19 protein-coding genes, 1 tRNA gene and 1 pseudogene are annotated in these 25,873 nt (G+C 69.6%); 19 read left to right on the forward strand and 2 right to left on the reverse strand.

All coding sequences use genetic code 11. The annotated features are described in order from the left end of the window. Positions 1-21 precede the first annotated feature (21 nt). On the reverse strand, positions 22-666 hold the full coding sequence (locus DYE07_RS01260; protein WP_006943812.1) for a TIGR03085 family metal-binding protein: 645 nt from the start codon (positions 664-666) through the stop codon (positions 22-24). Positions 667-713: 47 nt separating this feature from the next. Here DYE07_RS01260 and DYE07_RS01265 point away from each other — a divergent pair, with 47 nt between their 5' ends. Next, the gene (locus tag DYE07_RS01265) at positions 714-2,795 is read left to right on the forward strand and encodes an ABC transporter ATP-binding protein (RefSeq protein ID WP_115296158.1); all 2,082 of its coding nucleotides are present in this window, start codon (positions 714-716) and stop codon (positions 2,793-2,795) included. Further along, complete coding sequence (locus DYE07_RS01270) at positions 2,792-4,612, forward strand: ABC transporter ATP-binding protein (protein WP_115296159.1); 1,821 nt, start codon at positions 2,792-2,794, stop codon at positions 4,610-4,612. Before DYE07_RS01265 ends, DYE07_RS01270 begins: the two co-directional genes overlap by 4 nt. A 95-nt stretch (positions 4,613-4,707) precedes the next feature. On the opposite strand, the gene DYE07_RS01275 is transcribed toward DYE07_RS01270, so the two are convergent. Further along, positions 4,708-5,277: a helix-turn-helix transcriptional regulator gene (locus tag DYE07_RS01275; RefSeq protein WP_237723730.1), complete on the reverse strand. Its 570-nt coding sequence runs from the start codon at positions 5,275-5,277 to the stop codon at positions 4,708-4,710. A gap of 350 nt (positions 5,278-5,627) precedes the next feature. Here DYE07_RS01275 and DYE07_RS01280 point away from each other — a divergent pair, with 350 nt between their 5' ends. From DYE07_RS01280 to DYE07_RS01365, 17 genes and pseudogenes are all read left to right on the forward strand, one after another. After that, on the forward strand, positions 5,628-6,326 hold the full coding sequence (locus DYE07_RS01280) for an SDR family oxidoreductase (RefSeq protein WP_115296160.1): 699 nt from the start codon (positions 5,628-5,630) through the stop codon (positions 6,324-6,326). Between the two features lie 320 nt (positions 6,327-6,646). Continuing rightward, complete coding sequence (locus tag DYE07_RS01290) at positions 6,647-8,227, forward strand: HNH endonuclease signature motif containing protein (protein WP_082740820.1); 1,581 nt, start codon at positions 6,647-6,649, stop codon at positions 8,225-8,227. A gap of 574 nt (positions 8,228-8,801) precedes the next feature. Then, positions 8,802-9,164: pseudogene (hisI, locus tag DYE07_RS01295) on the forward strand (phosphoribosyl-AMP cyclohydrolase); the annotation flags it as partial. A gap of 161 nt (positions 9,165-9,325) precedes the next feature. Beyond that, positions 9,326-10,885 carry an anthranilate synthase component I gene (locus DYE07_RS01300; protein ID WP_115296162.1) on the forward strand — a complete coding sequence of 520 codons (1,560 nt, stop codon included), beginning with the start codon at positions 9,326-9,328 and terminating at the stop codon, positions 10,883-10,885. Continuing rightward, positions 10,882-11,562 carry a Trp biosynthesis-associated membrane protein gene (locus DYE07_RS01305; protein ID WP_062258168.1) on the forward strand — a complete coding sequence of 227 codons (681 nt, stop codon included), beginning with the start codon at positions 10,882-10,884 and terminating at the stop codon, positions 11,560-11,562. Before DYE07_RS01300 ends, DYE07_RS01305 begins: the two co-directional genes overlap by 4 nt. Positions 11,563-11,564: 2 nt before the next feature. Beyond that, positions 11,565-11,807, forward strand: coding sequence for an HGxxPAAW family protein (locus DYE07_RS01310; RefSeq protein WP_136788427.1), 243 nt, complete (start codon positions 11,565-11,567; stop codon positions 11,805-11,807). Positions 11,808-11,898: 91 nt separating this feature from the next. Further along, the gene (gene trpC / locus DYE07_RS01315; RefSeq protein ID WP_115296163.1) at positions 11,899-12,735 is read left to right on the forward strand and encodes an indole-3-glycerol phosphate synthase TrpC; all 837 of its coding nucleotides are present in this window, start codon (positions 11,899-11,901) and stop codon (positions 12,733-12,735) included. Further along, the gene (gene trpB, locus DYE07_RS01320; RefSeq protein WP_115296164.1) at positions 12,732-14,009 is read left to right on the forward strand and encodes a tryptophan synthase subunit beta; all 1,278 of its coding nucleotides are present in this window, start codon (positions 12,732-12,734) and stop codon (positions 14,007-14,009) included. Before trpC ends, trpB begins: the two co-directional genes overlap by 4 nt. Then, on the forward strand, positions 14,006-14,806 hold the full coding sequence (gene trpA / locus DYE07_RS01325) for a tryptophan synthase subunit alpha (RefSeq protein WP_006943817.1): 801 nt from the start codon (positions 14,006-14,008) through the stop codon (positions 14,804-14,806). Before trpB ends, trpA begins: the two co-directional genes overlap by 4 nt. Further along, complete coding sequence (locus tag DYE07_RS01330) at positions 14,803-15,306, forward strand: MauE/DoxX family redox-associated membrane protein (protein WP_231729550.1); 504 nt, start codon at positions 14,803-14,805, stop codon at positions 15,304-15,306. Before trpA ends, DYE07_RS01330 begins: the two co-directional genes overlap by 4 nt. A gap of 81 nt (positions 15,307-15,387) precedes the next feature. Then, positions 15,388-16,107, forward strand: a complete 720-nt coding sequence (locus DYE07_RS01335; protein WP_050786435.1) for a DsbA family protein — start codon at positions 15,388-15,390, stop codon at positions 16,105-16,107. After that, a complete protein-coding gene (gene lgt / locus DYE07_RS01340) occupies positions 16,107-17,006 on the forward strand; it encodes a prolipoprotein diacylglyceryl transferase (RefSeq protein ID WP_074045257.1) in 900 nt (299 codons plus the stop codon). The genes DYE07_RS01335 and lgt overlap by 1 nt, the downstream gene beginning before the upstream one ends. Positions 17,007-17,174: 168 nt before the next feature. Beyond that, complete coding sequence (gene gltB / locus DYE07_RS01345) at positions 17,175-21,710, forward strand: glutamate synthase large subunit (RefSeq protein ID WP_115296165.1); 4,536 nt, start codon at positions 17,175-17,177, stop codon at positions 21,708-21,710. Between the two features lies 1 nt (position 21,711). Continuing rightward, positions 21,712-23,169: a glutamate synthase subunit beta gene (locus DYE07_RS01350; RefSeq protein ID WP_062258180.1), complete on the forward strand. Its 1,458-nt coding sequence runs from the start codon at positions 21,712-21,714 to the stop codon at positions 23,167-23,169. A gap of 170 nt (positions 23,170-23,339) precedes the next feature. After that, positions 23,340-24,815, forward strand: coding sequence for a pyruvate kinase (gene pyk / locus DYE07_RS01355; protein WP_115296166.1), 1,476 nt, complete (start codon positions 23,340-23,342; stop codon positions 24,813-24,815). An 86-nt stretch (positions 24,816-24,901) separates the two neighbouring features. Next, positions 24,902-24,982 (forward strand) — tRNA-Leu (locus DYE07_RS01360). Positions 24,983-25,052: 70 nt separating this feature from the next. Continuing rightward, complete coding sequence (locus DYE07_RS01365) at positions 25,053-25,865, forward strand: shikimate 5-dehydrogenase (protein ID WP_115296167.1); 813 nt, start codon at positions 25,053-25,055, stop codon at positions 25,863-25,865. Positions 25,866-25,873 lie beyond the last annotated feature (8 nt).

A 25,873-nucleotide genomic window follows, 5' to 3' on the forward strand; every position in this document is an offset into this window, starting at 1 on the left:
CGCTCCGTCGTGCGCTGACGCTCAGATGCCGCGCGGTTCAGCGACGAACCGGTTGATGTCGTCGGGCTCGCCCTCGAACTCGACGAAGCTCATCCGCCCGGCCAGGTGCAGCAGCACCTCGCTCGGCTGGCCGGCGACGATGAACTCGCCGATCGGCTCCGACGGCGAGTTGAGCGCCAGCGGCGCGTGCCCCGGGCACAGCGCCGCGACGCGCATCGCCGAGCGGCGCAGCGTCATCCGTGCGGCCGTGGGCAATGCGTCGTAGAGCGCGTTCTGCAGGTCGGCGCCCAGCACGCGGACGCCGTCCTGGTCGGCGGCCGGCAGCTGAGCGCGCAGGATGTCCTCGTGGTGGATGAAGTACTCCTGCAGGTTCGCGTGCGCATCGACGGCGGGGATGCGGAACGGCGAGAACTCGTGCGGACCCTTGCGCACCATGTCGACGAGATCCTCGAACGGGCGCAACGCGTAGCGCTCCCGGGTGCGTTCGGACGCGTCGCGCACCTGGGGCACGAGGATACCGAGGGCCTCCGGGCGGCGCTCACGCATCGCGAGGTGTGCCATGAGATCCCTGACATTCCAGCCGACGCACAGCGTCGGCGCGTCCGGGCCGAGGCGCAGGGCGGTGTCGCACAGGGCATGACGTTCGGCTTGGGCATACTTGCGCATGCCGCAATGTTGTCACCTGCGCGAATGCGCGAGCAAAGGAACCCCACGTGACCTCAGCCGACCTGGCCCCTGACGCCTCACCTGTGCGCGTGGCCGCCGCCGGCGCCCGCGAGCAGTGGCGAGCGTTCACGCCCGCCGTCATCGGCGCGACGGCATACGGCATCCTCACCGTCCTCACCGCCCGCGTCATCGGCCACCTCGTCGCGGACGTCGTCACGCCGGCGGTGCGCGATCGTCACCTGGACGGTGCGATGGTCTGGCAGATCGTGTGGCAGCTCGGCGGCGTCGTCGCGCTCAACGCGGCCGCCGTCATCCTGCGCCGCATCGCGGCGGGCGTGGCGTACAACAACCTCATCGCCTCGACGCGGCGGCAGGTGACGCGCGCCTACCAGCTACTGCCCATGCGCTGGCACCTCGCGCACCCGTCGGGTCAGCTGCTGTCGCACGCGAACTCGGACGTCGAGGCGATCTGGAACATCTTCCAGCCGCTGCCGATGGCGCTCGGCGTCGCCGTCATGCTGGCGTTCGGGTTCGTCTCGATCTTCCTCGTCGACGTGTGGCTCGGCGTCGTCGCGCTCGTCGTGTTCCCGCTGCTGATCGTCATCAACTACTGGTTCCAGGTCGTCATGCGCGCCCGCGTGGAAGCGTCGCAGGCCGCGCGAGCGCGCGTCAGCGCCGTCGCGGACGAGAGCTTCGACGGCGCACTCGTCGTCAAGGCGCTCGGGCGAGCGGACGCGGAGGTGTCCCGGTTCGGTGACGCCGCGGGCGAGCTGCGCGACGCCAACGTCAGGCTCGGACGTACCGAGGGCATCTTCGACCCGATGACGAACGCGCTGCCGACGATCGGTTCGCTGCTCGTGGTCCTCGTCGGCGCCGAGCGGGTCGCGTCAGGCGCGATCACGGCGGCCGACGTCGTCGAGGTGGCGTACCTGTTCAACCTGCTCGCATGGCCGGTGCGTGCGTTCGGCTGGATCCTGTTCAGCCTGCCGCAGGTCGCGATCGGGTGGAAGCGCGTCAAGCCGATCCTCGACGAGGCGGGCTCGACAGTGGTGCCCGCCCGCACGCTGGAGCTACCCGGTGGGCCGATCGCCGTCGACGTCGAGCACGTGACGTTCCGTCACGACGCGCGGCCGGCGGCGGGGGCTGATGCTGAGGGCGAGTCGGAGGACGGTGCCGACGTGGCCGAGGGCCTTCAGGAGCGGCGCGCAGCGTTGACCGACGTGACGCTGCGCGTGCCCGCGGGCGGATCGCTCGCCGTCGTCGGGGCGACGGGTGCCGGCAAGACGACGCTCGCTCAGGTCATCGCGGGGCTGACGACGCCCGATTCGGGCAGCGTGCTCTATGACGGCGTGCCCGCCGCGCATGCCGTGGCACGCGAGGAGCGGGTGGCGCTCGCGACGCAGGAGGCGTTCGTGTTCAACGAGTCGACGCGTGAGAACGTCGCGCTGGGGCGCGCCGGTGTGGATGCGGGGGCTATCGATGCGGCGCTCGGTGTCGCGCACGCCAAGGGGTTCGTCGCGGCGCTGCCGGAGGGGGAGGACACGTCGCTCGGCGAGCGCGGATCGCGGCTCTCTGGCGGTCAGCGTCAGCGCGTGGCGCTCGCGCGCGTGCTCGCGGGACGCCCCGGGCTCGTCGTGCTCGACGATGCGACGAGTGCCATCGACCCCGCGGTCGAAGGGCAGATCCTCACGTCCCTCGAGGAGGCGACGGACGGCTGCACAAGCGTCATCATCGCGCACCGCCGCTCGAGCATCCTGCTCGCCGACGAGGTCGCGTTCCTCGACGCCGGGCGCGTCGTCGCTCAAGGCACGCACGAAGAACTCATGGCGACGCAGCCGGCTTATGCGCTGTTGCTCACGGCGTACGAGACGCAGGACTCTTCAGCGTCCGGGGACGAGTCTGAGGGCGGGGGCCAAGGCGACTCAGACCGCGGCGCATCGGACGGGGCGACATCGGCTCCGCCTCATGCGGGGTCGGACGAGGCGCCCGCGGGGCAGGGGATCGCAGGGCAGACGGGGGTGTTCCACGAATCGGGTGAAGCGGACGAACGCGGCGCGTTGGGAGCCATGACCGCGGCACCCGAAGCGTCGGTCGTCGATGCCGTCCGCGAGGAAGGCGAGGCGCGATGAAGCGGCGCTCGACAGCCGCCACGGAGACAGCCGCCACGGCGCAGGCGGCGGGCGCGACTCCCGTCGTCAGTGATCGCGGCACCCTTCGGCGCGGCCTGCAGCTCGCACCCGAGATGACGCGTGGGCTCGGGTGGACCCTGCTGCTCGCTCTCGTCGCGACGACGAGCAACGTCATCGTCCCCATGACGATCCAGCGCGCGATCGATGACGGCATCCTCGCGCCGGGCGGCATCGACCTCGGTGTCGTGCGCTGGACGTGTGCGCTCGCGGTGGTCGGCGTCGTCGTCGCCGGGCTGTGCTCGTACGTGATGAACGTGCGGCTGTTCAAGGCGTCGGAGGCGGGTCTCGCGACGTTGCGCGTCAAGGCGTTCGCGCACGTGCATGCGCTGTCGACGTTGACGCTCAACGCATCGCGGCGCGGTTCGATGGTCTCGCGCGTGACGAGTGACGTCGACCAGATCTCGATGTTCGTGCAGCGCGGCGGCATGATGCTCATCGTCTCGATCGGGCAGTTGCTCGTCGCGACGGCCCTGATGCTGTGGTACTCGCCGCTGCTGACGGCCGTCGTGTGGGCGACGTTCGTGCCGCTCGTGTTCCTGCTGCGGCACTTCCAGCGCGTCGTCGGGCGGGCGTACGGCGTCGTGCGTGAGCGCGTCGCGGACATGCTCAGTGCGATCTCGGAGTCGGTCGCGGGTGCCGCGACTGTGCGGTTGTTCGGGGTGCAGGAGCGCACGCAGGCGCGCATGGACGAGACGATCGAACGTCAGCGTCGTGCGGCCATCAGCGCGCAGATCCGCGCGGTCGGTGCGTTCGTGTCCGGGCAGGGCATCTCGGGGCTCGCGCTCGTCCTCGTGCTCGCCGTCGGCGCGTGGCAGGGGGCGCACGGGCGGATGAGCGTCGGTGAGATCACGGCGTTCGTGTTCCTGACGAACCTGTTCACGCAGCCGGTGCAGACGGCGACGGAGGTGCTCAACGACCTGCAGAACGCGCTCGCCGGGTGGCGTCGCATCATCGAGGTGCTCGACACGCCACTCGAGGTCGAGCCGCCCACCGAGCCGGTGACGTTGCCGCGAGGGCCCGTCGGGGTCGAATTCAATGACGTGACGTTCGCGTATCGCGCGGGCGACAAGCCCGCTATCGTCGGGCTGACGGCGTCGGTGGCCGCAGGTCGTCGTGTCGCCGTCGTCGGTGAGACCGGTTCGGGCAAGAGCACGCTCGCGAAGTTGCTGACACGACTCGTCGATCCGTCCGACGGTGTCGTGCGTCTCGGAGCCGTCGATCTGCGCGACCTCGACGACGCGTCGCTACGCGCGTCCGTCGCGTACCTGCCGCAGGAAGGGTTCTTGTTCGACGGCACGATCGCCGACAACGTGCGCTTCGCGCGCCCCGACCTGTCGAATGAGGACGTCGCCGCCGCGTTCGACGCCATCGGCTGCGGCGCGTGGTTGGCGGGGCAGCCCGCCGGAGTACAGACGCAGGTCGGCGCTCGCGGCGGGCGGTTGAGTGCGGGGGAGCGGCAGCTCGTGGCGCTCGCGCGCACGTACGTCGCGGGCCCTGACGTGCTCGTGCTCGACGAGGCGACCTCCAGCGTCGATCCCACGACGGACGTCGCCGTGGGTCGAGCGCTCGATCAGTTGATGACCGGCCGCACGAGCGTCGTCATCGCGCACCGCCTCGCGAGCGCCGAGAGTGCCGACGAGGTGTGGGTCATGGACGCAGGGCGCCTCGTGCAGCGAGGCCCGCACACGGCGCTCGTCGCCGCCGGCGGGCCCTATGCGCGCCTGCACGCCGGCTGGGTGGCGTCGCACGCGCATTGACGTCTGGGCCATGGCAATCTGTCCCGAGTGGCCCGAGCGCCGGGCGCCCGATGGCGGGTAACACGGAGGCAGGTTGCTACTCGCCATCGCGTGAGTTACCCGCCATCCTGCTCGGCGCTCGCTGATTCGTCATCGCCTCGGCTCGTCGCCGAGTTGCCTCCCGGAAGGTGGTCCGCCGGCAGGGAGCGTCGGTCGAAGTCCGACGTGAGCCACCTCTCGAGTGATTCGTCGGGGAAGGTTGGCGGTGACCGGCCGGTGACGGCGGGGTCTGCCGTGGCGGAGGTGATCCGGTCGAGGCGGAAAACGCGCCAGTCGCGACGGTGCAGGTCATGGCGGAGGAGGTACCAGCGGCCCTCGCGGATGAAGCAGATGAGCGGTTGCACCTGTCGATCGCAGACACGGCCGTCGCCGTCGGAATGGCGAAGTGCACGATGCCACGTTGGGCGGCTGTCGACGAGCAGACCGTGCAGGCGCGCGTCGACAGGCTCGAGCCCACTCGTCAGCACGTTGGTCGCCGTCGCGGTCGCGACGGCTCGTCGACGCAGCGACCCCGGCAGCAGGCGTTCGAGCTTGGCGCGCACGACTGTGGCGTCCGTCGCCCCGGGGCTGTCTCCTTCGAGACCTGCCCCCTCGAGCACGAGCAGGGCCGTGACGAGGGTGGACACCTCGTCGGCGTCGAGTACGAGGGGCGGGATCGTGACGCCCGAGTCCAGGCGGTAGCCGCCGCCGGGACCGGGCGTGACCGCACGCTGTAACCGAGGCTGCGCAAGCTAGCGACACCGCGTCGGACGGATCGCGGCCCCGTGGCAAGACGCATGGCGAGATCAGCCACGGAGCACCATCGGCCCGTCTGGAGCAGACCCAACGATTCGAGGGTACGCGACGAAGGACTCGTGACGGGCTTGTGGGACATGCGTTCATTGTCGTGCGAGATGAGGACCGGAACCGTCTGCATCTGGTCCTAGCGTCATTCCACGAGGGCGCGGGCACACCGCCGCTCAGGAAAGGGTGATCGATGCGCATCGCCATCACGACACCCAATGGAAACGTGGGTCGCCACCTGATTCGTATGCTCGTCCGAGTCGGGGTACGGCCCGTGCTCTTGGCACGGCATCCCGCGCAGATCGCGCGGGAACTGCGCCCCCTCGTCGACATCGTCGAGGCGGATTCGCTGGACCGCGACGAGGTCGTCGCCGCGACTCGCGGGATTGATGCCGTGTACTGGGTGAATCCGAGCCCGATGACCGCTGATCCGCTCGCTGAGCATGCTCGGGCGAGCGAGGCAATCGTGGGTGCCGTCCGCGCGAACGGCATCAGGCGCGTCGTGTTCCACAGCAGCGTGGGGGCAGAGAAGCGCCACTGTGTGGGAGGGATCGACGGCCTTGCCGCGACGGAGTTGTCGCTCGACGCGCTCGACGTCGACGTCACGCACCTGCGGTGCGGTTATTTCTTCTCCAACCTCACCCGGCACCTGGCGGCGATCCGCCAGGGCGAAACCGACACGGTGCTCCGGGTTGATCACGCATTCAGCTGGGTGGCGCCGCGTGACGTCGCCGAGATGGCGGCACTCTGCCTCCTTGACGAGGGGTGGCAGGCGCGTCATGTCCGAGCGGTTCACGGGTCGCGGGATCTCTCGTGGCGCGACGTCACGCGCATTCTCTTCGACCACGTGGGAAATGCGGTGGCGGCGCGCCAGATCAGCGATGCGGCGTGATGTCCCGCTACCTGGGGCCGGGCTCGCCCGTGGTCTCGCGCAGGCGTTACTGGGGATGAGCACCGGAATCCGCGATGATTTCCGTCCCGAGCAGGGGCGGACCCCCGCCACCACGACGCCGACGCAGCTCGCGGGCTGGGTGTACGACGAGCTGCTGCCGATCATGGGTGCGTGACGATCGGGTTGGGCAGTCGCGTTTGAGGATCAGCTTTGGAAGCGCCGCCGGCGCCCGCGCGGGCGTGGTCAGTGAGAGCCGGCTCAATGGATCTTTCATGTGACGGAGCCTACCCCTATTCGAACATGTGTGCGATAATTGGGTCATGGAAACGCTAGAGATGACGGACGCGGCGAACATCGTCGCGCGTCTCTCTGAGCTGCCCGGTGAGGCTGTCCTGGCCGTTTGGGGCGAGCTGACGACGCGGGTCGCAGAGGAGGTTCTCACCGATCCGGCATCGCTCGTTCCGCTCACCGATGGAGGCGCGAGCCTGGACGGTCGGTTGGACGCCCTGATGAGTCACCGTCGCCACCTTGAACGCGCTGCGGCGCTCACACAACGTGTTGCACGCAGCGCCGAAGCGGTCACGCACATGCTGGCCTCCGAACACCATGACAGTGTGCGTCGCCACGACGTCCTCAGCGGCGAGGCGATGGGTGAGGGCGCGTCCGACGATTCTCGGGCCTACGACGTCGAGGCCGGCGAGTTCGCGGCCTCAGCGCTCGGCGGCGCACTCGGGCTGACGGCGCCCGCCGCCCGGGCGATGGCGGCGGGGGCTTCGACGCTGCGTGCGCGCCATCCCGGCCTGCTGGCGGCCTCGGCACGCGGAGACGGCTCCGTGCGGGTGGCGGCGATGCTGGCGGGGGAGCTCGCGCACCTCGAGGCGGACGCTGCGCGCTCCGTGGCACAGATGCTCATCGACAGCGGAGATCATCGACGCGCTCACCAGGCGGCGCGGCAGGCGTGCCGCAAGACCCTGCGTCGGCTCGGTCTCACTCGCCCTGCCGACGAGGTCGAGGTGGAGTCGACGCGCGGGGTGTGGTTCGAGCCGCACCTCGAGTTCGAGTCGCTGTGCACGATGACAGCCGTTCTCGACACCTACGACGCCACGGCCATCCAGGCCGTGATGGAGGAACGTGCGCGGCGCCTGCAGGAGAACTCTGCCCCCGGCGCTCGGCTTTTCGTCGGCGCAGCGCGGGCTGACGCGCTCACCGACCTCATCCTCGAGAACTGCACCGTGACGGCCACGCTGAACCTGCAGGTGCCGATCATCGCGCGACCTCCCGACCCGTCGAGATCCGCCGTCGCGGGGCTCCTCGACCCGCCGAGATCCACGGGCGTCCCGGACGCGGAGGACGTGTCCGACCTGCTTGACGCGAGGGTCCCTCGGCCCGCCATTGGAGTGCCGCCGGGTCATTCCCCGGCGTCGCCCGCAACGTCGTCGATGGTCCTGGGTGCCTGTGGCGTGCGCGGCGTCGGTGTTCTTTCTGCTGGCGTCGTCGCCCGCCTCGCCGCTACGGCTGGTGTGGGATTCACGGCGACGCTCGCGTCGCACCACGGGTGTGGTCGCATCACGACGCTGGCCACCACGACGGCTGCTCACCGCCCAAGTGTCGGCATCGCCAAGCTCGTGCGGGAGCGCGACGGCGTGTGCCGCTTCCCGTTCTGCGAAACGGCCGCCTCGCGGTGCGACCTCGACCACGTCATGCCGTTCGACCAGGGCGGGCCGACGAGCGCGACCAACCTGCAGGCGCTGTGTCGTCACCATCACCGCGCCAAGACCCACGGGGGCTTCCGCGTGAGGATGACGCCCGACGGCGTCTGCACGTGGCTGTCGCCCTCCGGTGCCCGCTGGGTCACCGAACCCGGCGGCATCACACACGCCGACGCCGTTCGCGCCGCCTGACGGCCCTCGCGGCCCTGCGGCCCCGGCTGCCTGCCGAACCCTGATCTCACGTGCTCCGCGCTCTCGGTGCGCCGCCGCTCAATCCTGGTCTGGCGAGGTCTGTGCCCGCTACCTACTGCTCGAACCTGGTCTGACGGCGCAGTCATTCCCCGGCCACAACCCGCGGCCCATTTCATGTCCCGGGCGCGTTCACTTTCCCGGGCGCAGCATCATCGACACGGCGGCACCACGCACGCCGGCGCCACACCTGTTCGCGCGGCCTGACGACTCGGTGACGCCCGCCTCCACCTCGCCAGTCGTGTCGGCGACACCGCGTCCGAACCCTCGCTCGGATGCCTGGGTGAGATCACGCTGAGGGAGAACTCCACCCGTTCATGCGACGTCAGCGTGGGATAAGGCCGCGCTGGATCCCCGCCGTCATCCGCCGTGCGCGGGTGCGGGGTCAGGCGCAGCTGCGTCCCCGTCGCGATCCGCGATGCGCGGGAGCGTGAGGTCAGGCGGCGTTGGGGCCCGCAGTGATCCGCGAGGTGCCAGCGCGAGACACCGCGACGGGTTGTCAGGGCCACTTGGCACAATGGCCCCCATGTCTTCGCCCGAGCCTTCATCGCCGCTCAGCCCTGACGTCGCGCAGCGCCTCAAGCGCGACGACGCGGGTCTCGTCGCCGCGATCATCCAGGACGACACGAACGGTGACGTGCTCATGCTCGGCTGGATGGACGACGAGGCGCTGCGCCGCACGCTGAGCGAGGGGCGCGTGACGTTCTGGTCGCGCAGCCGCGGCGAGTACTGGCGCAAGGGCGACACGTCGGGTCACGCGCAGTACGTGCGCAGCGTCGCTCTCGACTGCGACGGCGACGCGTTGCTCGTCCGCGTCGACCAGGTCGGCGCCGCATGCCACACCGGCGAACGCAGCTGCTTCTTCACCGACCTCGACGCCGCCGTCTGCAGTGATGGCGCGATCGCGTCCACCGGAACCGACGCTGACGCAGCTACCACGGCGCCCACCGGAACCGACGCTGCGGACGCAGCCACGACAACGTCAACCCCAACCGTCGCCGCAGACGTACCCGCCACCATGCCCACCCCCAGGAGCAACGCATGACTGCCGCAGCCGAGCCGGAGACGAGCCTCGCCGCCGACCTCACCTGGGGCGCGACGTGGCCGAGCGTCGAGTTGTTCGAGCACCTCGCGGGTGGGCGTCGCGTCATCCCCGTCGTGCGCAAGCTGCTCGCCGACGCGGAGACACCCATCGGCATCTACCGCAAGCTGGCGCGCGACGAGCCGGGCACGTTCCTGCTGGAATCGGCGGAGCACGGCGGCGTGTGGTCGCGCTACTCGTTCATCGGCGCCGCGAGCCGCGCGACGCTCACCGAGCGTGACGGCGACGTCGTCTGGCTCGGCGACGTGCCGACGGGGCTGCCGACGACAGGCCTGGCGGTCGATGCCCTACGCGCGTCCCTGCAGGCACTTCACACCGAACGCATCGCCGGCCTGCCGCCGCTGACGAGCGGTTTCGTCGGCGCGATCGGCTACGACGCGGTGCGTCGCTGGGAGAAGATCGGCAACCACGCCGACGACGTCCTCGCGATCCCCGACGTCACGATGTTGCTCGCCACGGATCTCGCCGTCATGGACCATCAGGACGGCTCGCTCCTGCTCGTCGCCAATGCCGTCAACTTCGACGGCCTCGAACCCGGCGCGCGCGCCGCGTACGACGACGCCGTCGCCCGCCTCGACGCGATGCAGACCCGCCTCGTCGAACCGGCGGCTTCGACGGTGGCGATCCCGCACGAGCGCGCCCAGGACGTGCGCAGCAGCCACACGCGCGAGCAGTTCCACGACATGGTCGAGTCGTGCAAGGAGGACATCCGCGCGGGCGAGGCTTTCCAGATCGTCGTCAGCCAGCGATTCAGCGTCGACACGCACGCCGACGCGCTCGATGTCTACCGCGCCCTGCGCGCGAGCAACCCCAGCCCCTACATGTATCTGCTCCGCCTGCCGCACCCTGACGGCGGCGCGTACGACGTCGTCGGCAGCTCGCCGGAGGCGCTCGTCAAGGTGACAGGCGAACGCGTTATCACGCACCCGATCGCCGGTTCGCGCCCGCGCGGCAAGACCCCGGAACACGATCAGGAGCTCGCCGACGACCTGCTGGCCGACCCCAAGGAACGCAGCGAGCACCTCATGCTCGTCGACCTGTCGCGCAACGACCTGCAGCGCGTCTGTCGCGCGGGCACCGTCGAGACGGTCGAGTTCATGAACATCCGCAACTACAGCCACGTCATCCACCTCGAGTCGACCGTCATCGGCGCACGCCGTGACGACGTCACCGCCTACGACGTGCTCGAGGCGGCGTTTCCCGCGGGCACCCTCTCGGGCGCGCCGAAACCACGCGCGATGCAGATCATCGAATCGCGCGAGGGCACCCGTCGGGGCATCTACGGCGGCGTCATCGGCTACTTCGACCTCGCGGGCGACGCCGACGCCGCCATCGCCATCCGCACCGCCGTGCTCAAGGACGGTGTCGCGCACGTCCAGGCGGGCGCCGGCGTCGTCGCCGACTCGGTGCCGGAGAGCGAATACCAGGAGACGATCAACAAGGCCGCCGCGGCGTTACGCGCCGTCGCGACCGCCGACGGCATGACGGGAATCGCATGAGCACCTTCACGACGAAACGCAGCGTCATCCTGCTCAGCCTCATCGCGGCCGTCCTCGCCGCGATCGTCTCGGGGCGCACGTGGATCAACGGCTCCCTCAACGATGGCGTCATCGCGAGCAGCAAGGTCGACGTCACGGGCAACCAGGCGGTGCCCGGCTACTTCGGCATCGCCCTCGTCGCCGTGGCCGGCGTCCTTGCCGCCGCGACGGCCGGCCGCATCGCGCGTTGGCCCGCCGCGCTCGTCTCGCTCATCGCCTCGGTCGCGCTGCTCGTCGTCACGCTGCTGACGCTGGGCGACCCGGCCTCGGCGGTCAAGACTCGGATGACGTCCGTCACCGGCCACAACGGTGAGGCCGTCGCGCGCGGCACGTTCACGCCATGGTTCTGGGCCGCGGTGTTCGCCGGCCTGCTCAGCGTCGCCGCGTCCCTGCTGGCGCTGCTCGGCGTGCGCCGCTGGGCGGGGCTGTCGAGCCGCTACGACGCGCCGACGGAGACCAAGGCGCCGACCACGCACGAGAGCGACTGGGATCTCATGAACCGCGGCATCGACCCGACGGACACCGAGACCGCCCCCGGCTCGCACGAGCCGGACGGGCCTGACACAATGACCCAGAACAGTTCATCAACGCGCGTGACGGAGACGTCGGCTGCGCAGCACGGCTCCAAGGAGAAATGACGATGTCCGGAGACAGCCCGTACCTCGACCACGGCCACAGCCCCGCCGCCTGGACGGGCGTCGGCATCTGCATGGTCGGTTCGCTCCTCATCGCGTTCGGCGTGTACTTCGGCAACGAACTGCTCGACATCATCGGCGCGGTCCTCGTCGTCGGCGGCGGCGTCGTCGGGTGGCTCATGGGCAAGGCGAACCGCCGCAGCGCTGCCGCGCACGGCTCGATGGACTCCGAGCGCAAGCCCGCCTGATCCACGCCGCGGCCTGACGGGCCCGGCGCGCGCCGTGACCACACGCTGGAACCGGCGGCGCCGTGCCCTGTCACGCTGATTGGATTCGACCGTGACCACTGTTCTCGACTCGATCATCGCCGGGGTGCGAGACGACCTCGCCGAGCGCGTGCGCGCGCGCAGCCTCGCCGACGTCACGCGTGACGCCGACGCCGCACCGCCCGCACGCGACGCGCTCGCCGCGTTCCACGCCGCCCGCGAGGCGCGGCGCATCGCCGTCATCTCCGAGGTGAAGCGATCCAGCCCGAGCAAGGGCGCGCTCGCGCAGATCCCCGATCCGGCCGCGCTCGCCGCGCAGTACGCCGACGGGGGAGCGACCGCGATCTCGGTGCTCACCGAGCAGCGCCGGTTCGGCGGGTCGCTCGCCGATCTCGACGCCGTGCGCGCCGCCGTCGACATCCCGGTGCTGCGCAAGGACTTCATGGTCGAGCCGTACCAGTTCTTCGAGGCCCGCGCCCATGGCGCCGACCTCGTCCTCCTCATCGTCGCCGCCCTCGACGACGCACAGCTGCGCGACTTCGCGGCTCTCACGCGCGAACTCGGGATGACGGCGCTCGTCGAGGTCCACGACGCCGCCGAAGCGGAACGGGCACTCGCCGTCGAAGCGCAGCTGCTCGGCGTCAACGCCCGCAACCTCAAGACGCTCGACGTCCACCCCGAGGTGTTCGGCCCGATCGCCGCGACGCTGTCGGCGCACGTCGTCAAGGTCGCCGAGTCGGGCATCTCCGGGCCCGCCGATGCCGCCCGCTACGCCCGCGAGGGCGCACAGGCGCTGCTCATCGGCGAGGCACTCGTCAAGAACGGCGACCCCCAGCAGGGGCTTGCCGACATCATCACCGCGTGCGCGGACGCCACGAACGCGTCAGCCGTCGAAGGGACGCCCGCATGACCGACCCCACCCCGCTCGGCGAACCGCGCCACGACGGTCTCGCGCCGCACGGCCTCGGGCGCTTCGGCGACTACGGCGGACGCTACGTCCCCGAGGCCCTCGTCGCCGCGCTCGAAGAGCTCGACGAGCAACGCCAGAAGGCGATGGTGGACGATGAGTTTCGCCACGAACTCGCCGAACTGCACCGCACATACACGGGCCGTCCGAGCCCGATCACCGAGGTCAAGCGCTTCGCCGAGCACTGCGGCGGCGCGCGCGTCCTCCTCAAGCGCGAGGATCTCAACCACACCGGCTCGCACAAGATCAACAACGTCCTCGGCCAGGCGCTGCTGGCCAAGCGCATGGGCAAGACGCGCGTCATCGCGGAGACGGGTGCCGGCCAGCACGGTGTCGCCACCGCGACGGCCGCGGCGCTCATGGGCCTCGAGTGCGTCGTCTACATGGGCAAGGTCGACACCGAGCGTCAGGCCCTCAACGTCGCACGCATGCAGCTGCTCGGCGCAAGCGTCGTGCCCGTCGAACACGGCAGCCAGACGCTCAAGGACGCCGTCAACGAGGCGTTCCGCGACTGGGTCGCCAACGTCGACACGACGCACTACGTGCTCGGCACGGTGACGGGACCCTACCCGTTCCCCGAGATGGTGCGTGACTTCCACAAGCTCATCGGTGAGGAGGCCCGCGAGCAGATCCTCGCCGAGGCCGGGCGCCTGCCCGACGCAGTCTGCGCCTGCGTCGGCGGCGGCTCGAACGCGATGGGCATCTTCCACCGCTTCATCGGTGACGACGGCGTTCGCCTCGTGGGCCTCGAGGGCGGCGGCGAGGGCATCGCGAGCGGCAAGCACGCGTCGCGCTTCAGCGGCCAGGGCACGCCGGGCGTCCTGCATGGTGCCTACACCTACGTCATCCAGGACGAGGAGGGCCAGACGATCGAGACGCACTCGGTCTCCGCGGGCCTCGACTACCCGAGCGTCGGTCCGGAGCACAGCTACCTCAAGGACATCGGTCGCGCCGAGTACCACCCGATCACCGACGTCGAGGCGATGGAGGCGTTCCGGCTGCTGTCGCAGACCGAGGGCATCCTGCCGGCCATCGAGTCGGCGCACGCCCTCGCGGGCGCGATGAAGGTCGGCGCCGAGCTGGGTGAGGACGGGCTGATCCTCGTCAGCCTCTCCGGGCGCGGCGACAAGGACGTGCACACCGCCGCCCGCTGGTTCGGGCTCATCGATGAAGACGAGACCGTCGTCAGCGGCGAGGACGAGGAGACGAAGCTGTGAGCACCCCCATCCCGCTTGACGCCGTCTTCGCCGCCACCCGGGACGAAGGCCGCGCCGCCCTCGTCGGCTACCTTCCCGCAGGCTTCCCGAGCGTCGCGGATTCGATCCGTGCCGCGCAGGTCATGGTCGAGAACGGTTGCGACATCGTCGAGGTCGGCCTGCCGTACACCGATCCGCTCATGGACGGCCCCGTCATCCAGAGCGCCGCGACGCAGGCTCTCGCGGGCGGTGTGCACACCGCGGACGTCTTCCGCGTCGTGCGGGCCGTCACCGACGCCGGTGGCGCGGCCGTCGTCATGACGTACTGGAACCCGGTGCTGCGCTACGGCATCCGCCGTTTCGCGGAGGAGTTGAAGGCCGCCGGGGGAGCCGGCCTCATCACCCCCGACCTCGTGCCCGACGAGGCCGACGAGTGGATCGCCGTCGCCGACGAGCTCGGCCTCGCGAAGATCTTCCTCGTCGCGCCCAGTTCGACGCCCGCCCGCGTCGCGGCGACGACGGCGAACTGCTCGGGCTTCGTCTACGCGGCGTCCGTCATGGGCGTCACGGGTGCGCGCACGAGCGTCGGCGACGCCGCGAAGGGTCTCGTCGAGCGGACGAAGGCCGCCACCGACCTGCCCGTCTGCGTCGGCCTCGGCGTCTCGACGGCGGAACAGGCGCGCGAGATCGGCCGATACGCCGACGGTGTCATCGTCGGTTCCGCGCTCGTCAAGACGCTGCTCGACACCGACCCCGAACGCGGCCTGGCGGCCCTCGCCGAGGCCACGAAGGAACTGAGCGACGGAGTACGACGTTGAGCACCAGCATGGACACGAGCACGACCAAGCCCACCGCCGAGCGCTCGAACCGCTGGCCGTGGATCGCCCTCGTGCTGCGCCTCGTGCTCGCCGGCGTCTTCCTCTATGCAGGCCTGCCGAAGCTCACGCACCTCGACGCCTCGCGCCGCTCGGTGCGCGCATACGACCTGTTCTCCTACGACGTCGCGAACGTCATCGGCACGATCCTGCCGCTGGCGGAGGTGGCGCTCGGCGTCATCCTGCTCGTCGGCCTGTTCACCCGCTTCGCGGCGATCATCTCCGCGCTGCTGCTCGTCATCTTCATCGCGGGCATCGCCTCGGCGTGGGCGCGCGGCATCTCGATCGACTGTGGGTGCTTCTCCGAGGGCGGGGCGGTTGCCGCGAGCCAGACGAAGTATCCGCAGGAGATCGGCCGCGACATCGTCTTTCTCATCCTCGCCGGGCTGCTCGCCTGGCGCCCGCGCAGCCGCTTCAGCGCCGACGGGGCGCTGTGGGGCTGAACGATCTTCGTGACTCAACGCCCCCGCCATCTGTGAAAGGCTTCACCCATGCGACCTGATGCTTCCACCAAGCTGCAATCCGTGGCGCCCAAGCAGGGCCCCAGCAAGGGCTTGATCGCCGCGATCGTCGGCCTCGTGGCCGTCCTCGCGATCGCGGCCGTCGCCTTCCTCTCGCTCAACAAGAGCGATGACACCGACACCCCTGTCGCTGCCGGTGACACCCCGACGGGTGCACTCGCCAACGGCCAGGGCATGCCGGTGTTCGCCGACAAGGCCAAGGCCGACGCGAAGAAGGTCGACGTCTACTTCGACTACCAGTGCCCGTACTGCAAGCAGTTCGAGCAGGCCCAGGGAGCCAAGCTCCTGGACATGGCGAAGGCCGGTGACGTCAAGCTGACGTACCACGTCAAGACCTTCCTCGATGAGAACCTGCCCGGCGACAGCTCTGCCCGAGCCGCGAACGCCGCGTTCTGCACCGCCACCGCCGGAAAGTTCTCCGACTTCACGACGAAGGTGTTCGAGAACCAGCCCAAGGAGGGCGTCGGCTACACGAACGAGACGCTCATCAAGCTCGCGAAGGAGGTGGGCGTCAAGGGCTCGTCCTATGAGAAGTGCGTCAACGACAACCGGTACTCGGCGTACGTCAAGAAGACCGAGTCCGAGACCAACAAGGCCGGGGTCAACTCCACGCCGGTCGTCAAGATCAACGGCAAGGACGTCGACAACGCCGACATGGCCGGCATGATGAACATCGAGAACTCGACGCCCACCACGATCGACAAGGTGCTGGCCAAGTTCTGATGCTGACGGAGATTCCTTCACCGACCGAAGGGGTGCTGTGGCTGGGCCCGGTGCCCCTTCGGGCGTATGCCCTCTGCATCCTGACGGGCGTCGTCATCGCGACGATGATCACCGGGCGGCGCCTCGAAGGGCGCGGCTACTCGCGTGACGAGGCCGTCGACGTCGCCCTGTGGATCGTGCCGTTCGGCATCGTCGGGGGGCGGCTGTACCACGTCATCACGACGCCGCAGCCGTACTTCGGCGAGGGCGGGCACCCGCTCGACGCGTTCAAGGTGTGGGAGGGCGGCCTCGGCATCTGGGGCGCCGTCGTCCTCGGCGCCGTCGGCGCCTGGTTCGGCGCGCGCAAGGCGGGCGTCCCGTTCCCGGTGCTCGCCGACTGCGTCGCCCCCGCGCTGCCGCTCGCGCAGGCGATCGGCCGGTTCGGCAACTATTTCAACAACGAGTTGTACGGTCGCGCGACGAACGTGCCGTGGGCCCTCGAGATCCACCAGTGGGACATGAACAAGGGGCGTGCGGTCGTCGACTCGACCGGTGCCCCCGTCGTCCTCGGCACGTTCCACCCGACGTTCCTCTACGAGGCGATCTGGTGCATGCTCATCGCCCTCGTCATCTGGCGCCTGTCGGATTCGGGGCGGCTGCGCCAGGGGCAGGCGTTCGCGCTGTACGTCATGCTGTACCCGCTAGGCCGCATCGTCGTCGAGTTGATGCGCAGCGACTTCGCGAACCGCATCCTCGGTGTGCGCGTCAACGTGTGGGTGTGCGGCATCGTCTTCCTGCTCGGCCTCGCGATCTTCATCGCGCGCCGGCGTGCGTCCGCCGACCCACGGGCGGCGCACCAGCTCGAGGCGGATGCCCACGGCGCACACGATGCGGACACCACGGCCGACGAGGCCTCCTGAGCTGTATCGTCAGCTGAGACGCGCTCGTCCACGTGGTGAGCGCGCATGAACATTCGATAGAATGCATAAAACCCGCAGGCCAATGCCGTCCCGCGGTGGTTTCGACCCGACCCGATGCCTCGTGCGCCCTGCGCTCGGGCGTCCCGACGACGAACAGGACGGTGAGTCATGTCTGCTCATGCTTTCTCCGCCCAGCCCGCTGCCCAGGGGTTGTACGACCCCACGTTCGAGCATGACGCCTGTGGTGTCGCGCTCGTCGCGACGATGCGGGGCCACGCCGGCCACGACATCGTCGACGCGGCGCTGCTGGCCCTGACCAACCTCGACCACCGCGGTGCCACGGGCGCCGACCCGCTCGTCGGCGACGGCGCCGGCATCCTCACGCAGATCCCCGACGCGTTCCTGCGCGAGGTCGTCGACTTCGAGCTGCCCGCGAAGGGCTCCTACGCCGTCGGCATCGCGTTCCTGCCGCAGGACGCCGACGGCCAGTGGCACGTCGGCGAGGGCTTCGACCGCATCGCCGACGAGGAAGGCCTCGTCGTCCTCGGCTGGCGTGACGTCCCCGTCAACCCCGACGTCGTCGGTGAGTCGGCGCGCGGCACGATGCCGGTCTTCCGCGAGGTGTTCGTCGCGGCGAAGGACGGCGACGCCTCGGGCCTCGAACTCGACCGTCTCGCGTTCTGTGCGCGCAAGCGCGCCGAGAACGAGCTCGACGTCTACTTCGCGTCGCTGTCGGCGCGCACCATGGTCCACAAGGGCATGCTGACGACGGCGCAGCTCGAGCAGTTCTACCCCGACCTGTCGGACGAGCGGTTCGAGACGGCGCTGGCCCTCGTGCACAGCCGGTTCTCGACGAACACGTTCCCGAGCTGGCCGCTCGCGCACCCGTTCCGCTTCATCGCGCACAACGGTGAGATCAACACGGTGCGCGGCAACCGCAACTGGATGAGCGCACGCGAGTCGCAGTTGCGCAGCGACATCATCCCCGGCGACCTGTCTCGCCTGCTGCCGATCTGCACCCCGAACGCGTCCGACTCGGCGACGTTCGACGAGGCCCTCGAACTGCTGCACCTGTCGGGTCGCAGCCTGCCGCACTCGGTGCTCATGATGATCCCCGAGGCGTGGGAGAACCACGCGACGATGGACCCGGCGCGTCGCGCGTTCTACGAGTACCACGCCGCGTTCATGGAGCCGTGGGACGGCCCCGCGTGCGTGACGTTCACCGACGGTTCGCTCATCGGCGCCGTCCTCGACCGCAACGGCCTGCGTCCCGGGCGTTACTCGGTGACGAAGGACGGCCTCGTCGTCCTCGCCTCCGAGGCGGGTGTGCTCGGCCTCGCGCCGGAGGACGTCGTCGAGCGTGGGCGCCTGCAGCCGGGCAAGATGTTCCTCATCGACACCGAGGCCGGGCGCATCATACCGGACGAGGAGATCAAGGGCGAACTCGCCACGGCGAAGCCGTATCAGGAGTGGCTCGACTCGGGCATCGTCAAGGTCGGCGACCTGCCGGATCGTGAGCACATCACCCATTCGTTCAGCTCGGTCACGCGCCGTCAGCAGACGTTCGGCTACACGAACGAGGAGCTGAAGATCCTGCTGACGCCGATGGCGTCGACGGGCGCCGAGGCGCTCGGTTCGATGGGCACCGACACACCCGTCGCCGTCCTCAGCTCGCGCCCGCGCCTGCTGTTCGACTACTTCACGCAGCTGTTCGCGCAGGTGACGAACCCGCCGCTCGACGCGATCCGCGAGGAGCTCGTCACGAGCCTCGGCACGACGATGGGTCCGGAGGGCAACCTGCTCACCGACGGCCCCGAGCACGTCAAGCAGGTCGAGTTCGGCTTCCCCGTCATCGACAACGACGAGCTCGCGAAGATCGTCCACATCAACGCCGACGGCGACCGCGCCGGCTTCGCGGCGTACGTCATCCGCGGCACGTACCGCGTCGACGGTGGTGCGAGCGCGCTCAAGGCGCGCCTGCAGGGCATCTTCGCCGAGGTCGACCAGGCGATCGCCGACGGTCACCGCTTCGTCGTCCTGTCCGATCGTGACTCGAACGCCGAGTTCGCGCCGATCCCGTCGCTGCTGCTGACGGCGGCGGTGCACCACCACCTCATCCGTCAGAAGACGCGTCTGCAGGTCGGGCTCGTCGTCGAGGCCGGCGATGTGCGCGAGGTCCACCACGTCGCGCTGCTCGTCGGCTACGGCGCGGCGCTCGTCAACCCGTACCTCGCGATGGAGTCCGTCGAGCAGCTCGCCCATGAGGGTGCGCTCGGTGACACGACGCCCGAGCAGGCCGTCAAGAACCTCATCAAGGCGCTCGGCAAGGGCCTGCTCAAGGTCATGTCGAAGATGGGCATCTCGACCGTCGCCTCCTACCGCGGCGCGCAGGTGTTCGAGGCGCTCGGCCTCAGCCAGGAGGTCGTCGACGAGTACTTCACCGCGACGACGTCGCGTCTCGGCGGCATCGGTCTCGACGTCATCGCGGCCGAGGTCGCGGCGCGTCACGCGAAGGCCTACCCGAGCGACGGCCAGGGCCCCGCGCATCGCGAGCTCGAGGTCGGTGGCGAGTACAAGTGGCGCCGCGAGGGTGCACCGCACCTGTTCAACCCGACGACGGTGTTCCGCCTCCAGCACTCGACGCGCGCGCGTCGTTACGACATCTTCAAGCAGTACACGCAGGCCGTCGACGACCAGTCGGCAGAGCTCATGACGCTGCGCGGGCTCTTCAAGTTCGCCTCCGACCGTCCGTCGATCTCGATCGACGAGGTGGAGCCGGCGAGCGCCATCGTCAAGCGCTTCTCGACGGGCGCGATGTCGTACGGCTCGATCTCGAAGGAGGCACACGAGACGCTCGCGATCGCGATGAACCGCCTGGGCGCGAAGTCGAACACCGGAGAGGGCGGCGAGGACGTCGATCGCCTGCTCGACCCGAAGCGTCGTTCGGCGATCAAGCAGGTCGCCTCGGGTCGCTTCGGCGTGACGTCGCTGTACCTGACGGAGGCCGACGACATCCAGATCAAGATGGCGCAGGGCGCGAAGCCCGGCGAGGGCGGTCAGCTGCCCGGGCCGAAGGTGTACCCGTGGGTGGCGCGCACGCGTCACGCGACGCCCGGCGTGGGTCTCATCTCGCCGCCGCCGCACCACGACATCTACTCGATCGAGGATCTCGCGCAGCTCATCCACGACCTGAAGAACGCGAACCCGAGCGCGCGCATCCACGTCAAGCTCGTCTCCGAGGTCGGCGTCGGCACCGTCGCCGCGGGTGTCTCGAAGGCCCACGCGGACGTCGTGCTCATCTCCGGCCACGACGGCGGCACGGGAGCCTCACCGCTGACCTCGCTCAAGCACGCCGGTGGGCCGTGGGAGCTCGGCCTCGCCGAAGCGCAGCAGACGCTGTTGCTCAACGGCCTGCGCGACCGCATCGTCGTGCAGACCGACGGCCAGCTCAAGACGGGCCGTGACGTCGTCATCGCCGCGCTGCTCGGCGCGGAGGAGTTCGGTTTCGCAACCGCGCCCCTCGTCGTCAGCGGCTGCATCATGATGCGCGTGTGTCACCTCGACACCTGCCCGGTCGGCATCGCGACGCAGAACCCGGAGCTGCGCGAGCGTTTCAGCGGCAAGCCGGAGTTCGTCGAGACGTTCTTCGAGTACATCGCCGAGGAGGTGCGCGAGATCCTCGCCGAGCTCGGTTTCCGTTCGATCGAGGAGGCCGTCGGGCACGTCGAGGCGCTCGACACAGACGAGGCCGTCGAGCACTGGAAGGCCAGTGGTCTCGACCTCGCGCCGATCTTCGCGAAAGCGGAGATGCCGTTCGGCGGTGAGCTGTTCAACACGCAGGGTCAGGATCACCACCTCGACGCTGCGCTCGACAACGAACTCATCGCGAAGGCGAAGGACGCCATCGAGCACAAGACGCCGGTCGCGTTCGAGACGAAGGTGTCGAACGTCAACCGCACCGTCGGCACGATGCTCGGCCACGAGTTGACCAAGCGCTACCTCGATGAATTGCTCCACGACGACTTCGTCGACATCACGCTGCGCGGTGCGGGCGGGCAGAGCTTCGGCGCCTTCATCCCGAAGGGCCTGACGCTGCGGCTCGTCGGCGAGGGCAACGACTACGTCGGCAAGGGCCTGTCGGGTGGGCGCATCATCATCCGTCCCGACACCGAGACGGCCCTCGTCGCCGAGGAGAACGCCATCGCGGGCAACGTCATCGGTTATGGCGCGACCAGCGGTGAGATCTTCCTGCGCGGCAAGGTCGGCGAACGCTTCTGCGTCCGCAACTCGGGAGCGACGGCCGTCGTCGAGGGCGTGGGCGATCACGGCTGCGAGTACATGACCGGTGGTCGCGTGCTCATCCTCGGCGCGACCGGACGCAACTTCGCGGCCGGCATGTCGGGCGGTGAGGCGTACGTCCTCGATCTCGACGCCGACCTCGTCAACCGCGAGCTCGTCGAGGTCACCGGTCTGCGCGCCGAGGACGAGGACGTCGTCAAGGAGCTGCTGACGAAGCACGCCGCCGAGACGGGTTCATCCGTCGCCGAGTCGTTGCTGAACGACTGGCCTGCGAGCCTCGTCCGTTTCTCGCTCGTCACGCCGCGTGAGTACCAGCGCGTGCTGAGCATCCGCAAGGACGCCGAAGGCATGGGCGTCGACCCCGACAGCGCCCAGGTGTGGGACAAGATCATGGAGGTGAGTTGACGTGGCTGACCCCCGCGGATTCCTCAAGACCCGGGAGCGCGAGCTGCCCGAACGTCGCCCCGTTCCCGTTCGCATCCGCGACTGGAAGGAGGTGTACGAGGAGCAGCAGCTCGGCACCCTGCAGCGTCAGGCCGGCCGATGCATGGACTGCGGCATCCCGTTCTGTCACTCGGGCTGCCCCCTCGGCAACCTCATCCCCGAGTGGAACGACCTGTCGTGGAAGGGTGAGTGGGAGGAGGCCATCGAGCGCCTCCACGCCACGAACAACTTCCCCGAGTTCACCGGACGCCTGTGCCCCGCGCCGTGCGAGACGGCGTGCGTGCTCGGCATCAGCCAGCCCGCCGTCACGATCAAGCAGGTCGAGAAGACGGTCGTCGAGGAGGGCTTCGAGCGTGGTTACGTCACGCCGCAGGTGCCGACGCGCCTGACGGGCAAGACGGTCGCCGTCGTCGGTTCGGGGCCCGCGGGCCTCGCCGCCGCGCAGCAGCTGACGCGCGCCGGGCACACCGTCGCCGTGTTCGAGCGCGACGACGCCCCCGGTGGCCTGATGCGCTACGGCATCCCCGAGTTCAAGATGGAGAAGGGCATCCTCGATCGTCGCATCGAGCAGATGAAGGCCGAGGGCACCCGTTTCCGCTGCAACACCGAGATCGGCGTGACGCTGACGGCGGAGCAGCTGCGCTCGCGCTACGACGCCGTCGTCCTCGCGATGGGCGCGACGGTGCGTCGCGACCTGCCGGTGCCGGGGCGTGAGCACACGGGCACGTACCAGGCGATGGAGTACCTGCCCCAGGCCAACCGCGTCGCGCTCGGCGGCGAGGTCGAGGGTCAGATCCTCGCGACCGGCAAGGACGTCGTCGTCATCGGTGGTGGCGACACCGGAGCCGACTGCATCGGTACGGCGCTGCGTCAGGGCGCGAAGTCGGTGACGAGCCTCGAGATCATGCCGCAGCCCGGCGAGGAGCGTCCGGCCAACCAGCCGTGGCCGACGTACCCGATGATCTTCCGCGTCGCCTCGGCGCACGAGGAGGGTGGCGAGCGCGTCTACTCCGCCTCGACGAAGGAGATCCTCGCGGACGACGACGGCAACGTCAGCGGTCTGAAGATCGTCGAGGTGAAGTTCGTCGACGGCAAGTTCGAGGAGGTCGAAGGCTCGGAGCGAGTCATCCCGGCGCAGCTCGTGCTGCTCGCGATGGGCTTCCTCGGCCCGCAGGGCGAGGGTCTGCTCGAGCAGCTCGGCGTCGACACCGACGAGCGCAGCAACGTGCAGCGCGACGCGAACTACATGTCGAGCGTGCCCGGCGTGTTCGTCGCCGGTGACTGTGGGCGCGGCCAGTCGCTCATCGTGTGGGCGATCGCCGAGGGCCGCAGCGCGGCGCGCGGCGTCGACATGTGGCTCATGGGTGACTCGACGTTGCCCGCGCCGATCAAGCCGACGGATCGTCCGCTGACGGTGTGATCGTCCGCATGTGTTGACGCCTGATCGCGCGTCGTGGAAGCCCCTGCCGCCCTCGTGGCGGCGGGGGTTTCCGCGTCGTCGCGGGCCTACCCGCGAGTACGGTGACGGGGGTCTCACCGGGCGAGATGGTCGACTGAGGGAACGCTCGCGCGGGCGATAGGGTTGGCAGCATGCGTCGCGCGAAAATTGTTGCCACCCTTGGCCCTGCTACCGACTCTGCCGAACGGACGCGTGAGCTCGTCGAGGCCGGCCTCGACGTCGCCCGCTTCAACCTCTCCCACGGTTCGTACGAGGAGCACCAGACCCGGTACGACCACGTCCGCGCCGCCGCTGCGGCGACGGGTCGCGCCGTCGGCGTCCTCGCCGACCTGCAGGGCCCGAAGATCCGCACCGCTCGTTTTTCCGCGGGCCCGGTCGACCTCGCGAAGGGCGACCGCTTCACCATCACGACCGAGGACGTCGACGGTGACTCCGAGCGCGTCGGCACGACGTACAAGGGCCTGCCGGGCGACGTCAACGTCGGCGACATGCTGCTCGTCGACGACGGCAAGGTCGCGCTGCGCGCGGTCGAGGTGACGGCCACGGACGTCGTGACCGAGGTGGTCGTGCCGGGCCGCGTCTCGAACAACAAGGGCATCAACCTGCCCGGTGTCGCGGTGAGCGTGCCCGCGCTCAGCGAGAAGGACGAGGCTGACCTGCGCTGGGCGTTGAAGGCCGGCGCCGACCTCATCGCGCTGTCGTTCGTGCGCGACGCCGCCGACATCACGCGCTGCCACGAGATCATGGACGAGGTGGGCATCCGTCGCCCCGTCATCGCGAAGATCGAGAAGCCGCAGGCGGTCGAGAACCTCATCGAGATCATCGAGGCGTTCGACGGCATCATGGTCGCGCGCGGTGACCTCGGCGTGGAACTGCCGCTCGAGGACGTGCCGATCGTGCAGAAGCGTGCCATCGAGCTCGCGCGCCGCGCGGCGAAGCCCGTCATCGTCGCGACGCAGGTGCTCGAGTCGATGATCGAGAATCCGCGCCCGACGCGCGCCGAGGCCTCCGACTGCGCCAACGCGGTGCTCGACGGCGCGGACGCCGTCATGCTGTCGGGGGAGACGTCGGTCGGTGCGTGGCCGATCGAGACGGTCAAGACGATGGCGCGCATCATCTCCTCGACGGAGGAGCACGGCCTCGAGCGCGTGCCCGACCTCGGCATCCAGCCGCACACGAAGGGCGGCGTCGTGACGAAGGCCGCCGTCGAGGTGGGGGAGACGCTCAGGTGCACGCATCTGGTCAACTTCACGACGACGGGCGACTCGGCGCAGCGCATGTCGCGTCTGCGTCCGCGCCTGCCGATCGTCGCGTTCACGCCGTCGGAGACGGTGCGTTCGCAGCTCGCGCTCGTGTGGGGCGTGCAGACGGAGTGCAGCCCGAAGGTCAAGCACACGGACGAGATGTCGATGCAGGTCGACGAGATCTTCCTCGGCGACGGTCGCTGCGTCGAGGGTGACCTCGTCGTCATCGCCGCCGGTTCGCCTCCCGGCATCCCCGGTTCGACGAACGCGCTGCGCGTGCACAAGATCGGTGACGCGAAGAACCGCGTCGCGCCGGCCTACGAGGACCACGAGAAGGCCCGTAGCGCCGCCGCGCACAACTGATCCTGCCTCAGTCCTTGATCGACGCTGCTGCCCCCGCGCCCGGTGCGCGGGGGCAGCGCGCGTTCGGGTAAGGTGAGCGGGCACCAGCCGACGTGGTGGAATGGCAGACACGGAGCACTCAAAATGCTTTGCCGCAAGGCGTGGGGGTTCGAATCCCCCCGTCGGCACGCGCACAGGGCTCGACCGTCGAGGTCGAGCCCTTCGTCGTTCCGCGGCGGCGGCGCTAGGCTGGCGCGCATGCTCTCCAAGGACACGCAGCTGTGCATCTCGATGTCGGGGCGGCCAAGTAACATCGGCACGCGCTTCCACAACCGGCTGTATGACGAGCTGGGGCTCGACTTCGTCTACAAGGCGTTCTCGCCGGTCGATCTCGCGCAGGCCGTCGCCGGCATCAGGGGGCTGCCGATCCGGGGCGCGGCAGTGAGCATGCCGTTCAAGGAACAGGTCATCCCGATGCTCGACGCGCTCGACGAATCGGCGAAGGCCATCGACTCCGTCAACACGATCGTCAACGACGACGGCGTCCTCACCGGCTACAACACCGATTACGTCGCCGTCGCGTCGCGGCTGCAGACCCACGGCGTGCCGACCGACCTGCGCATCGCCGTGCGCGGCTCGGGCGGCATGGGCAAGGCCGTCGTCGCCGCCTGCCGCGACACCGGCTTCACGCACGGAACGGTCGTCGCGCGCAACGTCGAGGCGGGGGAGAAGCTCGCCGCGCAGTACGGCTGGGAGCACTCGCGCGATGTGCCGGAAGGCACCGACGTCCTCGTCAACGTCACGCCCCTCGGCATGGCCGGCGGCGAGGGCGAGGGGCAGTTGAGCTTCACCACCGACGAGATCGACGCGGCGACCTGGATCTTCGACGTCGTCGCGAGCCCGAGCGACACGCCGCTCGTCGTCGCCGCGCGGGAGCGGGGCAAGAACGTCATCACCGGCGCCGAGGTCATCGCGCTGCAGGCCGCCGAGCAGTTCGTCCTCTACACCGGCGTACGCCCCAGCGACGAGCAGATCCGTACCGCGTCCGAGTTCTCGCGCCAGGACGCGTAGGATTTTCG

Source organism: Dermacoccus nishinomiyaensis (assembly GCF_900447535.1).
GTDB lineage: Bacteria > Actinomycetota > Actinomycetes > Actinomycetales > Dermatophilaceae > Dermacoccus > Dermacoccus nishinomiyaensis.